Source organism: Mycobacterium sp. NGS27 (assembly GCF_059813005.1).
In genome coordinates this window covers 285,730-298,056 of sequence record NZ_JCALDT010000002.1, presented here as the reverse complement: position 1 = coordinate 298,056, position 12,327 = coordinate 285,730, and the positions used below count along the sequence as shown (strand labels likewise).

Sequence of the window (12,327 nt, the reverse complement as noted above, 5' to 3'; positions counted from 1 at the left end):
CTGTAGCCGGAACGGTGAAACTCGGTTGAATTCGCCGCGCTAGTACTGTCAAGGCCCTTTGCGCAGCGCTTGGATTGCGGTGTCGAGGTCTCGGAGGGCTCGCTGGACAAGCGCGGTCATGGATTTCCGATTTCCGGGTTGCAGCCAGCTCTGGAAGGCATCGCCGAGGGCGAGTGCGCCGAAGTTGGCGGCCAGGTTCGCGACAGGCGGTTTTACCCCGCGCGCGACCAGCGCGTCTGCTATCGCCGTTGTCAGGGCGGCGGCTTTGAGCAGGTCTCGCTCTTTGAGTTCGGGATTGGCGTCGATGACGGCTTGACGTTTGGCCACGAATTCGCGGCGGTCGTCTGTGAAGCCGGCGGCGAACGCGGTCAGTGCGGCCCCGATCGCTTCCATGGGGCCGGCCGCGGCGGGCGCACCGGCGATGGCGTCGGCGAACATGCCGCGGTAGGCATCCTGGCCGCGGAATAGAATCTCGCGTTTGTCGGCGAAGTGACGAAAGAACGTCCGTTTGGTCAATCCCGCGCGCTCAGCGATCTCGACGACCGTGACGTCCTCATATCCGCGCTCGGCGAACAATTCCACCGCCGCGGCTCCCAATCGCTCGGGCGCGTTGGGTTCCCACCGACTCATGCCCGCATTCTAAAGCGCGAAGATGTAGTGATGACACCAAGTGCCGCATTGGTGTAGTGTGATGACACCTGGTGCCGTGAAATCGGCGGGATACCACCCTCTGCGCAGACAGGAATCGGAATGAAGGATCTTCACGCAGCCTACGGCCAGTACGCACTCGCGACCGGGGCGTCCTCGTCGAGACCGCGCCGGATGGGCCCTGAGGCGGAAATAGCCTCTACTGCAGCGTATTTCGAGAGGAGTCAGCCCTTGCACATTCCTGGCATGCCAGTCGATATCCCTGACGAAATGCTCTCGGCGGTGCTCCGGCCCGAATTCGACACTCTGGCGCCGGTCGAAGTCTTCCCCGGGGTAGCGAGTCATCTGGATCGCCCGTACGCCACTCGCATCGGATTTCGGCAACTCACCATGGATCTGCACATCCCGCACCATCCCGCGGCCACACCGGTTCCCGTGGTCGTGTACGCACATCCGGGAGGCTTTTTCACCGGCAGCAAGCAAATGGGCCCATGGCGGTTTCTGCTCGAGGCTGGGCTGGCGGTGGTTTCGGTCCAGTACCGGCTCAGTGGCGAGGCCGTCTTTCCTGCGGCCATCCAAGATGTCGCTGCGGCCGTGCGCTGGGTGCGGATCAACGCCGATCGCTACAGCTTGGATTCTGAGCGCATCGTGGGCTTCGGTTCCAGCGCAGGCGCGTATCTCATCAGCGCCGTTGCGCTCGCCGGAGACAACAGCGACCTGGTGAGCAGCACCGAACCCTACTCGGAGGTGTCCTGTGGTCTGACTGCTGTCGTGGAGCACTACGGACCCACCGATTTCCTCAAACACGATGAAGACGCACACCCCGACGCCATCGAACGAATGCACGGTCCCGACAGCACACTGGCGCGCTTCTTCGGATTCGTGCCATCAAGCCGGCCGCAGGTGGTTGAGCGGGGAAACCTGTGCCGCCTGGCACATCCCGGCGCGCCACCCTTCCTGATCGCCCACGGGGACAGGGATCGTCGCGTCGGCATCGAGCAGAGTCGGCGTCTGCATCGCGCACTCACAGCTGTGGGGGTCCGGGCGGACCTGGTGGAGATCGTCGGCGGCGACCACGGGTCTGCTCACTTCAACGCGGCTCCGCTGCATCACAGAACGCTGGCATTCCTCGAATCTGTTCTGGCAGTGCCCCTATCCCGTTGACCACGACACCACTGATCGGAGAACTCACATGCACACGACGAAGCGAATTCAGTACCACCGCTACGGTGGACCGGACGTCATGCGGCTCGAAGGCTTCGAGCCCAGGAAACTCGGCGCCGACGATGTTCTCGTCCGGGTGCGCGCGGCCGCTGCTAACCCGATGGACTTCGTAATCCGAAACGGCGCGATGAAGATGGTGACCGGCCGAACCTTCCCACGTGGGATGGGCTACGACTTCGCCGGCATCGTCGAGGCAGTCGGCGACGACGTGACTCGGGTGCGGGTGGGCGACGAAGTGCTCGGGGGGCCGCCGATCAAGTGGTCAGGCGCGTTCGCTGACGTGGTCGTCGCCGAAGAGAAGGGTGTCGTCAGGAAGCCCGCTGCCTTGACGTTCGAGGCGGCGGCCGCCGTTCCCACTGTCGGTTTGACCGCCTACCAAGCCCTGTTCAACCAAGGGAAGCTGCAGCGTGGCGAGTCGGTGTTCGTGCACGGATGCCTTGGGGGAGTGGGTCGCTCGGCGGTGCAACTCGCGTTGGCACACGGGGCGGCCGTGGCGGGAAGCTGCCGGGCCGGCTCGGCGGACGAGGCACGCGAACTCGGTATCGATCCGATCGTCGACTTCGACTTCGATCCCATCCCCCTCACCCGCCGATTCGATGTCGTCCTGGACACCGCCGGCACGTTACCGGTCAGAGACTCCCGAAAGATGTTGACGCCCAACGGTCGTATCATCAGCGTCAAGCCGAGTCCAGCGAACATGGTCAGGAGCGCCCTGCCGGGCCCATTCCACGTCGTGATCGCCAAGGCAGTCACAACCGATATCGAGGCCGTCGCGCGAGCCGCCGGCGAAGGGGTGCTGCGGCTACCCATCGCCCAAACGGTGCCACTATCGCAAGCAATCTCAGCCCTTACGCAACTCGAACAAACCAGATTCGCCAAGCGGGGCAAGCTCATTATTGTGCCTGACTAAGCCAGCCGGCCGGCGACACCAAACGGCCCGAACAGGACTGAAGCGAGCCGCCTCCCCACCAGATGAGTATGCGGTAGGCACGGCGGGGACGTAATGTTGCGGCGAACCCTTCACCGGATCGGAGACGGCATGCCCAGGGTAGCGATTCTCGATGACTACGCGGGCGTGGCCTTACAGGTTGCCGACTGGTCACCCGTGCAAAAGCGCTCCGAGGTAACCGTTTTCGACCACCACCTGGCCGAGGACGAGGCGGCTGATGCGCTGCGGCCGTTCGACGTGGTGTGCACCCTGCGTGAGCGGATGGCCTTTCCCCGCACCCTGATCGAGCGGCTGCCGGACCTGAAGCTGATCACGATCGTCGGCAGGAGCCTGCCGAACCTGGACATGGCCGCAGCGACCGAACACGGGATATTGGTGGCGCACTCGGATTTCGCCCATCCCCGATTCAGGTCCATGCGCGACGCCACGCCGGAACTCGCCTGGGGGCTGATGATCGCGACGGTGCGCAATCTCGCCGACGAGCATCGCAACATGCGGGCCGGCGGCTGGCAGAGCAGCGCGGGTATGACCCTGTCCGGCAAGACCCTCGGGCTGCTCGGTCTGGGTAGGGTCGGCAGACGCATGGCCGAATACGGCAGGGTCTTCGGCATGGATGTCATTGCGTGGAGCCAGAATCTCACCGAGGACGCCGCCACCAGCGTGGGCGCCCGCCGCGTAGAGAAGGCCGCTCTGTTCGAATCCTCTGACGTGGTCTCCATTCATCTGGTGCTCTCGGAACGCACCCGGGGACTGGTCGGCGCGGCCGAGCTGGCGCTGATGAAGCCGCATGCCTACCTGATCAACACCTCCAGGGGCCCGATCGTCGACGAGGCGTCTTTGCTGACCGCGCTGGAAGCCGGGCGCATTGCCGGGGCCGGGCTGGACGTCTACGACACCGAGCCGCTGCCGAAAGACCATCGGCTGCGGCTGCTTCCGAACGTGACGCTGTCTCCCCACCTGGGGTACGTCACGCGGGAAATGCTGGGCGCCTTCTACTCGGACTCGGTGGAATCGGTGGTGGCCTGGCTGGACGGGGCGCCCATCCGGATCGCCAATCCCGAAGTGGCGCGGCGCCGTTGAGCGGATTTACTTCCGCTTCCAGTGTGGACTTTTGACCGCGTCCAGCGCATCGGTGACGTAGCGGTCCAGTGGCCACGGTTTCCCGGACTGCCGCACCCACTGCTGGAAGGCGAAATCGGCAGCCGCGAAGGCGAGTTGGACCAGCAGCCCGGGACGGATATCGGCCGAGGGATCGACGCCCATCCGTTCGGCGATGAGCTTGGTGGCCCGCTCCTTGTCGGCCGGCCGGTGCACCGTGACCTTGTCGAGTAGGTCGGGAACCACCAGCAGGGCTTCGCGCCACTCCTCGGTGTCGGCCTGCTCGAATGAGCGGGTGCGCGTGATGATGGCGTTGATCAGCGCGACATCGGGTGACTCGGCGGCGGGCCGGCCCTCGAGGAGATTGACGATCGCGGCGCCACCATAGCGCACCGGTGCGAGCAGAAGCTCTTCCTTCGCGGGCACGTGCCGGAAAAACGTGCGCGGGGAAACGCCTGCGGCCGTGGCGATTTCCTCGGTGGTCACCGAGTCGTAGCCGCGCTCGACGAACAGGCGAAACGCCGCACGCCGGATCTCGGCCCGGATCTGCGCGCGCTGCCGGTCGCGGAGCGACACTGGCCTGGTCGGAAAGGTCATCGGAAGCAGCCGATCCCGCCGTCGACGTGAATGGTCTGCCCGGTGATGAAGGTGGCGTCATCGCCGAGTAGGAACGCCACCAGCGCACCCACGTCGGTGCGGACGTCCCCGATGCGCTTCAATGGAACCCGCCCCACGGCCTTGTCGTATTCCCTGGGCGCGAACGACTTCCAGAACTTGACACCGTCTGATTCGGCGAAGGGGCAGATGACATTGACGCGGATGTTGTCGCGCCCCCATTCCAGCGCGGCCACCTTGGACAGCCCGCGGATGCCCTCCTTGGCGGCGGCGTAGCCGCCCCACTTCGGCTCGCCGCCGGTGCCCGTCCCCGAACCGAGGTTCACGATCGACCCGCCGCCGGCCTCGACCATCAACGGGTGCACGGCCTGCATCAGCAGGAACGTCGCGCGCGGGCCCACGTCGTAGCCGAGCGCCAGGTCTTCGGTGGTGATGTCGACGAATGCCTTGGGCTCGTTGGTGGCGATCGCGTTGTTGACCAAGCCGTGCACCGTGCCGAATGCGTCGACCGCCGCGGCCGCGATACGCTGCGCGCTGTCCGGGTCGCGAAGATCGGCGACGAGCTGTTCCACCCGTCCTATCGTCTTGAGTTCGGTGGTGGTGCTGTTGAGGGCCTCTTCCTGGATGTCCACCAGTAGCACCTGTGCGCCGCGTTCGAGCAGCGCGGTGGCGACGCCCTTTCCGACGCCCTGGGCGGCACCGGTGACGATGGCGACGTGCCCCCGCATCGAATCGGGGTGGCTGTAGCTCATCCGGCCGGCCCCAGCGGTAGCGACGCGAGGTTCGGCGCCGGACGACCGGCGAACAAAGGCAAGTCGAGGTAGGTCTTGATGCCCGGTTCGGCGGCGCAGACGTCGGGGATGGCGTTGATGCAGTGGTTGGCGGTGACGACGACGCCGGGGTTCTTCACCAAGCCTTCCGCGATCGTCTCCGGCTGCAGACCCTTGAAGGTGAGGCTCACGTCGGGGTCGCCGGTGATCTCCACCTCGAAGCGCTCGCCCCGGTCGCCGAAGTGCCAGGCCGGGTCCAGGTTCTCCTCACCCATCAGCCAGTTGACCGCGGCGGTGATGACCGGCTCGCCGTCAACCAGCGCCTGCCAGCGGAACCGGCGCGCGGCCACCGTGCCGGTCGTGATCGGGAAGGCGTCGTAGTCGATGTCGGCGGTCGCCACGGCGACGTCCTGGATGGTCCTGATGTTGGGATCGATGCGAAAGCCCATGTGATCGGCGATCATTCGGACCGACTGTTTGAAGCCCGCTTCGAGCAGCCCGGCCATCGGCCCTTGCGTCGCTTCCTCGGGGGTGCCGCCGAATCCCATGATGTGGCGCACCACGTCCGGCGCGTTGTAGGTGCGGATGTCGGAGAACTCCTCGGCACGCACGTGGGTGATCGCCGACGACAGTGAGGAAACCATGAGCGGGAAGCGTTCGGTGATGCCGCCGGGGTGAATGCCCGAACCATGCAGCGTCACACCGCTTTCCGTCGCCGCGTCGGCGACGGCCCGGTGACGCTTGTTGTCCGGATCGGGGTAGACCCAGCCGACGGGGGTGACCACGTTCTTGCCGGAACGGAGGATGGCGATCACTTCGTCGTCATTGGGTATCAATGGGCTGTACATGACGCAGTCGGCGTCCAGCGCCAGTATTTCGTCGATGCTGTTGGTGGCGGTGACGCCGAGCTCCTGCGTCCCGACGATCCGGCCGACGTCGACACTGTTTTTCTCAGCGCTGTGCACCCAGCACCCCACCAGCTCGAGCTGTGGGTGATTGATGACGCACTCGATCGCCGCTTTGCCCACGCCGCCGGTGGCCCACTGGATGACACGGAGTTTGGCTGGGCTACCCATCATTGACCTCCCGGACGGACGGTGCGCGCTGACGAATGAATTGGCAGGCTATGACTTGGTGACAGTGACTGTCAACAACGAACGGTTTGTGAGAGGGTTTGTTGATGAGCGTCCTCGACGGCAAGATCGCGATCGTCACCGGCACCAGCCGCGGCGTGGGCGTGGGCATCGCCCATGAACTGTTGCGCGCCGGTGCGACAGTGATCGGCTGCTCGCGCTCACCGCTCGACACCATCCCGGGCATAGAACCGGACTGGGCGGACCGCGCTTCCCAGAAGGTGTGCGATCAGGGCGACCATCGCTCGATCGATGCGTTCGTCGCCGACGTCGTGGCCACCCACGGTCGGGTCGACATTCTGGTGAACAATGCCGGCGGTACCGTTCCGGCGCCGCACGCCGAGAGCATTCCCGAACTGGTGCAACGCATTCAGGGCGCGCCCGCCGACGAGGACGAATACGCGCGCACGGCTCTGTTTCACGCCTTCGCCGTGCAGATGAACCTCATCAGCCCGCTGTGGTTCGCCATCCGCGCCTATCGGCAGATGCAAACTCAGGACGGCGTCGGCTGCATCATCAACATCTCCAGCGGCGCCGGACATCCGGCCGGATCCCCAACCCTGGTCTCCTACGGGGCGGCCAAAAGCGGTCTGAACCACCTCACCCGCTCGCTGGCCGAAGAGTGGGGGCCCACGGTGCGGGTCAACTGCATCGCGCTGGGCCCCACGATGACGGAGAATTTCCGATCATTCGTGTTACCCAAGGACGACCCCGATGGCGCCAAATATTTCGCCGCCGTCCCGTTGCGCCGCGCCGGTGAGCCCGCCGAAGTCGGGCGGGTCTGCGTTTTTCTGGCCGGTGGACAGGCCGACTTCGTCAACGGCACCACCATCGAATGCGACGGCGGGATGCTGCCCGGCGTGCTCTACGAGGCGGGCTTGAAGACCATCACAGATCTGCTGTAACTGCCCCCGCATCCTTCTAAATGGGAACCAGCGCAAGGAGATTCACATGATCGGCTTGGAACCGACGCCCGAGCAGTTCGCCGCCCTCGCGGCGCGACCGGCTGATGCGCCGGTGGTGATGGTCAACCTGTTGAAGTTCAAGCCCCAGGGTGGCCTGGAGAGTTACCTACAGTACGGCCAGGAAGTGGTGCCGCACCTGGAACGCGTCGGCGCGACGCTGCGCTACGCCGGGGGAGCGCCGTCGGTGGTGATCGGGGACGGCCAACAGCCTTGGTGGGACGCGATTCTCATCGTCGAGTATCCAACCCCGCAGGCCTTCATCGATATGGTGACCACCCAGGAGTACGCCAAGGTGCACGAGCACCGCGCCGCGGCGCTGGAGCGCGGAGACTTGATCGCGACCTCGACATGGTCGGTGGTCACCCAATGAACTGACGCCGGTCCGATCACGAAAGGCTTTCCGGATCAGGCCTAAATGGGTGTAATAGGTGGATGGAACTGATAATGCCCACCGACGCGATCTTTCTTCTGGGAGAATCTCGCGAACATCCCATGCACGTCGGAGGCTTGCAGTTGTTCGAGCCGCCGCCGGGCGCCGGCCGCGGCTTCGTTCGAGAGCTCTACAAGAGCCTGGCCGATCAGCGGGATTTCCAGCCCACCTTTCGCAAGCATCCCGCGAGCTTTGTCGGTGGAATCGCGAACCTGGGCTGGTCGTACGACGACGCCGTCGACATCGACTACCACGTGCGGCGTTCGGCGCTGCCGTCGCCCAAACGGGTTCGTGAACTGCTCGAGCTCACCTCGCGGTGGCATAGCAGCCTGCTCGATCGGCACCGCCCGCTGTGGGAGACGCACATCGTCGAAGGCCTGAAAGACGGCCGGTTCGCTATCTACACCAAGGTGCACCACGCATTGATCGACGGCGTCTCCGCGCAGAAACTGATGCAGCGCGCATTGACCACCGACCCCGAGGACACCGAGATTCGCGCCCCATGGACTCTGCGCAAACCCAAGCGTAAATCCAATCCCGCGTCCCCATTGAGCTCATTGGCCCGCACGGCGGGATCCCTTGCGGCACTGGCCCCCTCGACGATCGGGCTGGCGCGTGCGGCGCTGTTCGAGCAACAGCTGACGTTGCCTTTCGGGGCGCCGAAGACGATGTTGAACGTCAAGATCGGCGGCGCCCGCCGGTGCGCCGCGCAGTCCTGGTCACTGGACCGCATCAAGAACGTGAAGAAGGCCGCGGGGGTCACGGTGAACGACGTGGTCTTGGCGATGTGCTCGGGCGCCCTGCGCTACTACCTGCTCGAGCAGGACGCGCTGCCGGACACGCCGCTGATCGCGATGGTCCCGGTGAGCCTGCGCACCGAGGAAGAGGCCGACGCCGGCGGCAATCTGGTCGGAGCAATCCTGTGCAACCTCGCGACCGACGCCGACGATCCCGCGCAGCGTCTGCTGACCATCAGCGACTCGATGCGCAGCAACAAGAAGGTGTTCTCCCAGTTGCCGCGGTTTCAGGCGCTGGCGCTGTCGGCCGTCAATACCTCGGCATTGGCGCTGGCGGCAGTCCCGGGCTGGGTGTCTTCGACGTCACCGCCGTTCAACATCATCATCTCGAATGTGCCGGGCCCGACGCAGCCGATCTACTACGGCGGCGCCCGGCTCGACGGCAACTACCCGCTGTCCATCGCGCTGGACGGCCAAGCGCTCAACATCACCCTGGCCAGCAACGCCGGCAATCTGGACTTCGGCCTGGTCGGGTGCCGGCGCAGCGTGCCGCACCTGCAACGGCTGCTCGCGCACCTGGAGTCCTCGCTCAAGGATCTGGAACGCGCTGTGGGAGAATAGGTCTCGATGGCAAAGCTGAGCGCGGGTGTGATGTTGTACCGGACCTGCGGCAGCGTCGTCGAAGTCTTGGTCGCGCATCCGGGCGGTCCGTTCTGGGCCCGCAAAGATGACGGCGCGTGGTCGATCCCGAAAGGCGAGTACACCGACGGGGAGGATCCCTGGGCGGCCGCGCAGCGCGAGTTCTCCGAGGAGCTGGGGCTTCCCGTGCCGGCCGGGCCCCGCATCGACCTCGGTCAGCTGAAGCAATCCGGCGGCAAGGTCGTGACCGCCTTCGCCGTACACAGCGACCTCGACATCGCCGACGCGCGCAGCAACACGTTCGAAATGGAGTGGCCGAAAGGATCGGGCACGCTGCGGGAGTTTCCCGAAGTCGATCGCGTGGGCTGGTTCGCGGTGGCAACCGCACGCGTCAAACTGCTGAAAAGTCAGCACGGCTTTCTCGATCGCCTGATGGCGGACCCGGGCCTGGCCGGACTATCCGAAGGGACATGACATGCAAACGCTGCGAACACCCGACGACCGGTTCGACCATGTCCCCGATTTCCCTTACACCCCAAGGTATTGCGAAGTATCCGACGACGAAGGCGGCACGCTGCGGGTGGCCTGGGTCCAGGACGGCCCGGAAACCGCCGACCCGATCCTCATGCTGCACGGCGAACCGTCGTGGTCATATCTGTACCGCAAGATGATTCCGATACTGGTTGCGGCCGGCCATCGAGTCATCTGCCCCGACCTGGTCGGTTTCGGCCGCTCGGACAAGCCAACCCGCCGCGAAGACCACAGCTACGCCCGACACGTCGAGTGGATGCGGGCGGTGGCGTTCGATGTGCTCGACCTGCAGAACGTCACCCTGGTAGGTCAGGACTGGGGCGGGCTCATCGGATTGCGGCTTGCCGCAGAGCATCCCGAACGATTCGCTCGGTTGGTCGTCGCCAACACCGGGCTGCCGAATGGCGAACAGCCCATGGCCGACGTCTGGTGGAAATTCCGCGACGCCATAACCTCGGCGCCGGCGCTGAACGTCGGCGCGTTCGTCCAGGGCGGTTGTCGCCAAAAGATGAGCGAAGAGGCGCGCGCCGGCTATGACGCACCGTTTCCCACCGACGACTACTGCGTCGGGCCGCGCGCCATGCCCGGTCTGGTGCCCACGTCACCGGACGACCCCGCCGCGGCGGCCAACAAGACCGCCTGGACGAAGCTTTCGGTGAGCGCGACGCCCATGCTGGTCGCCTTCAGCGACAGCGACCCGATCACCGGGCCGATGGCCGCCATCTTCCAGCGGCAGATGCGCGGCGCTCAGGGGATCGAACACCCAGTGATCGAGGGCGCCGGGCATTTCCTACAGGAGGACGCCGGAGCGCAGCTGGCCGGCCACATCGTGGAGTTCCTGCGCCGCTGAATAGGGCGCTGCCGGCCGGCGGGCACAATGTCAGAATGACGACCGCGCCCGCCGAGTCCACGAAACCCGACGAATTGTTGGTACGGCTGTTGGACCCGGCGGTCCGTGCGGACCCCTACCCGCTGTTCGCGCAGTTTCGTGAACGCGGGTCGTTCGCGTTACCGGAGGGCAACCTCGCGGTGTTCTCGACGTACCGTGACTGCGACGACGCCTTGAGGCATCCGTCGTCGAGCAACGACCGGAACAAGTCGACGGCGGCCCGCGCCCAGATCGAGGCGCAGACCCGACAGCTCATCGAGGCCGGTGCCGAGGTGCCGGTGCCGAGCCCGCCGGGGTTCCTATTTCTGGACCCGCCGGACCACACCCGGTTGCGCAAACTGGTCAGCAAAGCGTTCGCGCCCAAAGTGGTGAACGCGCTGCAGCCCGACATCACCGCGCTGATAGACGGGTTGCTCGACCGCATCGCCGACAAGGGTCGGTTCGAAGTCGTCGAAGACCTCGCATACCCATTGCCGGTGGCGGTCATTTGCCGACTGCTCGGCGTACCCCTGGAGGACGAACCGGAATTCAGCCGGGTGTCCGCGCTGCTGGCGCAATCGCTGGACCCGTTCGTCGCCTTCACCGGCACGCCGTCAGACAACCTGAAAGAGCGGATGGCCGCCGGAACGTGGCTGCGGGCCTATCTGCACGGACTGATCGACCGGCGACGCTCGCGGCCCGGCGACGACCTGATGTCCGGCCTGATCGCCGTGGAAGAGTCGGGCGACCAACTGACCGCCGAGGAGATCGTTTCCACCTGCGTCCTGTTGCTGGTCGCCGGTCACGAGACGACGGTGAACCTGATCGGCAACGCGGTGCTGGCGATGCTGCGCCAGCCGTCGCAGTGGACCGCGCTGGGCGCCGACGCCAACCGTGTGCCCGCGGTTATCGAAGAGACGTTGCGCTACGACCCGCCGGTGCAGATGATCGCCCGAACCGCAGGCGCCGACATGACCATTGGGGGCATCGAGGTGCCCGGGGGCGACATCATGATGCTGCTGACCGCCGCCGCCCAGCGCGATCCCGCCGAATATGACCGGCCCGACGTGTTCGATCCGGATCGTAAGGCCTTGCGGCACTTAGGATTCGGACGCGGCGCGCATTACTGCCTGGGTGCGCCACTGGCCAGGCTGGAAGCCGGGGTGGCCCTGTCGGCGGTGACCGCGCGTTTTCCGAACGCCCGATTGGACGGTGAGCCCGAGTACAAGCCCAACGTCACGCTGCGCGGGCTATCCCAGCTCATGGTCAGGGTCTAATCCCGTTCCCACGGCGGACTTTCACCCATCTTTGTGTAGTACTTCGCCAGGTGGCTCTTGATCCGATCGACATCGGACTTGGGCACGTCGATACCGCCGCGTGCCCCATCGATGATCGCGCCCGCCGCCATCACGCCGCGTGGCACTGCCTTCAGACCGCCGTCGATGACGTCGGCGATCAGCAGCTTGTAGGCAGTGAAGTTGTCCTTTTTGTCGCCGTCGTACCAGACGTGCGCGTCGCGGTATTTCTGGTTCGGACCGTCCAGCGCGTCGGCCCATTTACGCACCCGCTTTTCGGCCGCGTCCCCGTCCCATTTGCGGTCGCGATCGGCCAACGGCAGGTCTTGAAAGGCTGTGACTGACATGGTTGCCGCGTGCCCGCCTCGGATGCCGATCAAACGCGGCCAAACCGGGTAGTTCGCGCTTGCGCAAGCGGTAGCGTC

The 12,327-nt window shown here is 65.5% G+C and carries 14 protein-coding genes; 9 read left to right on the top strand and 5 right to left on the bottom strand.

What is annotated here, in order from left to right:
* Positions 1 to 48: 48 nt before the first annotated feature.
* On the bottom strand, positions 49 to 630 hold the full coding sequence (locus tag AC5Y30_RS06015; RefSeq protein WP_499917192.1) for a TetR/AcrR family transcriptional regulator: 582 nt from the start codon (positions 628 to 630) through the stop codon (positions 49 to 51).
* Positions 631 to 894: 264 nt separating this feature from the next.
* Here AC5Y30_RS06015 and AC5Y30_RS06010 point away from each other — a divergent pair, with 264 nt between their 5' ends.
* From AC5Y30_RS06010 to AC5Y30_RS06000, 3 genes are all read left to right on the top strand, one after another.
* Entirely contained in the window at positions 895 to 1,812 is a 918-nt protein-coding gene (locus AC5Y30_RS06010; RefSeq protein WP_499917191.1) for an alpha/beta hydrolase fold domain-containing protein, read from the top strand.
* Between the two features lie 28 nt (positions 1,813 to 1,840).
* Complete coding sequence (locus tag AC5Y30_RS06005; RefSeq protein WP_499917190.1) at positions 1,841 to 2,782, top strand: NADP-dependent oxidoreductase; 942 nt, start codon at positions 1,841 to 1,843, stop codon at positions 2,780 to 2,782.
* Between the two features lie 129 nt (positions 2,783 to 2,911).
* Complete coding sequence (locus AC5Y30_RS06000; RefSeq protein WP_499917189.1) at positions 2,912 to 3,901, top strand: D-2-hydroxyacid dehydrogenase family protein; 990 nt, start codon at positions 2,912 to 2,914, stop codon at positions 3,899 to 3,901.
* Positions 3,902 to 3,907: 6 nt separating this feature from the next.
* On the opposite strand, the gene AC5Y30_RS05995 is transcribed toward AC5Y30_RS06000, so the two are convergent.
* The 3 genes from AC5Y30_RS05995 to AC5Y30_RS05985 are packed head-to-tail and all read right to left on the bottom strand — an operon-like array spanning position 3,908 to position 6,380.
* On the bottom strand, positions 3,908 to 4,516 hold the full coding sequence (locus AC5Y30_RS05995) for a TetR/AcrR family transcriptional regulator (protein WP_499917188.1): 609 nt from the start codon (positions 4,514 to 4,516) through the stop codon (positions 3,908 to 3,910).
* Positions 4,513 to 5,286 (bottom strand): SDR family NAD(P)-dependent oxidoreductase, encoded by a 774-nt coding sequence (locus AC5Y30_RS05990; RefSeq protein WP_499917187.1) that lies wholly within the window; start codon positions 5,284 to 5,286, stop codon positions 4,513 to 4,515. Before AC5Y30_RS05990 ends, AC5Y30_RS05995 begins: the two co-directional genes overlap by 4 nt.
* Entirely contained in the window at positions 5,283 to 6,380 is a 1,098-nt protein-coding gene (locus tag AC5Y30_RS05985) for an NAD(P)H-dependent amine dehydrogenase family protein (RefSeq protein WP_499917186.1), read from the bottom strand. Before AC5Y30_RS05985 ends, AC5Y30_RS05990 begins: the two co-directional genes overlap by 4 nt.
* Before the next feature lie 104 nt (positions 6,381 to 6,484).
* Between AC5Y30_RS05985 and AC5Y30_RS05980 the strand changes: the two genes are divergently transcribed.
* From AC5Y30_RS05980 to AC5Y30_RS05955, 6 genes are all read left to right on the top strand, one after another.
* Positions 6,485 to 7,342, top strand: a complete 858-nt coding sequence (locus AC5Y30_RS05980) for an SDR family oxidoreductase (RefSeq protein ID WP_499917185.1) — start codon at positions 6,485 to 6,487, stop codon at positions 7,340 to 7,342.
* Positions 7,343 to 7,388: 46 nt separating this feature from the next.
* Positions 7,389 to 7,772, top strand: coding sequence for a DUF1330 domain-containing protein (locus AC5Y30_RS05975; RefSeq protein ID WP_499917184.1), 384 nt, complete (start codon positions 7,389 to 7,391; stop codon positions 7,770 to 7,772).
* Between the two features lie 62 nt (positions 7,773 to 7,834).
* On the top strand, positions 7,835 to 9,190 hold the full coding sequence (locus AC5Y30_RS05970; RefSeq protein WP_499917183.1) for a WS/DGAT/MGAT family O-acyltransferase: 1,356 nt from the start codon (positions 7,835 to 7,837) through the stop codon (positions 9,188 to 9,190).
* A 6-nt stretch (positions 9,191 to 9,196) separates the two neighbouring features.
* Complete coding sequence (locus AC5Y30_RS05965) at positions 9,197 to 9,682, top strand: NUDIX hydrolase (protein WP_499917182.1); 486 nt, start codon at positions 9,197 to 9,199, stop codon at positions 9,680 to 9,682.
* Between the two features lies 1 nt (position 9,683).
* On the top strand, positions 9,684 to 10,589 hold the full coding sequence (locus tag AC5Y30_RS05960) for a haloalkane dehalogenase (protein WP_499917181.1): 906 nt from the start codon (positions 9,684 to 9,686) through the stop codon (positions 10,587 to 10,589).
* 35 nt (positions 10,590 to 10,624) lie between these two features.
* Entirely contained in the window at positions 10,625 to 11,884 is a 1,260-nt protein-coding gene (locus AC5Y30_RS05955) for a cytochrome P450 (protein WP_499917180.1), read from the top strand.
* Here the strand turns inward: AC5Y30_RS05955 and AC5Y30_RS05950 are convergent.
* Complete coding sequence (locus tag AC5Y30_RS05950) at positions 11,881 to 12,249, bottom strand: hypothetical protein (protein WP_499917650.1); 369 nt, start codon at positions 12,247 to 12,249, stop codon at positions 11,881 to 11,883. The two genes, AC5Y30_RS05955 and AC5Y30_RS05950, sit on opposite strands and share 4 nt — an antisense overlap.
* Positions 12,250 to 12,327: the final 78 nt, after the last annotated feature.

Coding starts and splice junctions, on each gene's coding strand:
- AC5Y30_RS06015 (WP_499917192.1), bottom strand. CDS start 630: ATGAGTCGGTGGGAACCCAACGCGCCCGAGCGATTGGGAGCCGCGGCG.
- AC5Y30_RS06010 (WP_499917191.1), top strand. CDS start 895: ATGCCAGTCGATATCCCTGACGAAATGCTCTCGGCGGTGCTCCGGCCC.
- AC5Y30_RS06005 (WP_499917190.1), top strand. CDS start 1,841: ATGCACACGACGAAGCGAATTCAGTACCACCGCTACGGTGGACCGGAC.
- AC5Y30_RS06000 (WP_499917189.1), top strand. CDS start 2,912: ATGCCCAGGGTAGCGATTCTCGATGACTACGCGGGCGTGGCCTTACAG.
- AC5Y30_RS05995 (WP_499917188.1), bottom strand. CDS start 4,516: ATGACCTTTCCGACCAGGCCAGTGTCGCTCCGCGACCGGCAGCGCGCG.
- AC5Y30_RS05990 (WP_499917187.1), bottom strand. CDS start 5,286: ATGAGCTACAGCCACCCCGATTCGATGCGGGGGCACGTCGCCATCGTC.
- AC5Y30_RS05985 (WP_499917186.1), bottom strand. CDS start 6,380: ATGGGTAGCCCAGCCAAACTCCGTGTCATCCAGTGGGCCACCGGCGGC.
- AC5Y30_RS05980 (WP_499917185.1), top strand. CDS start 6,485: ATGAGCGTCCTCGACGGCAAGATCGCGATCGTCACCGGCACCAGCCGC.
- AC5Y30_RS05975 (WP_499917184.1), top strand. CDS start 7,389: ATGATCGGCTTGGAACCGACGCCCGAGCAGTTCGCCGCCCTCGCGGCG.
- AC5Y30_RS05970 (WP_499917183.1), top strand. CDS start 7,835: ATGGAACTGATAATGCCCACCGACGCGATCTTTCTTCTGGGAGAATCT.
- AC5Y30_RS05965 (WP_499917182.1), top strand. CDS start 9,197: ATGGCAAAGCTGAGCGCGGGTGTGATGTTGTACCGGACCTGCGGCAGC.
- AC5Y30_RS05960 (WP_499917181.1), top strand. CDS start 9,684: ATGCAAACGCTGCGAACACCCGACGACCGGTTCGACCATGTCCCCGAT.
- AC5Y30_RS05955 (WP_499917180.1), top strand. CDS start 10,625: ATGACGACCGCGCCCGCCGAGTCCACGAAACCCGACGAATTGTTGGTA.
- AC5Y30_RS05950 (WP_499917650.1), bottom strand. CDS start 12,249: ATGTCAGTCACAGCCTTTCAAGACCTGCCGTTGGCCGATCGCGACCGC.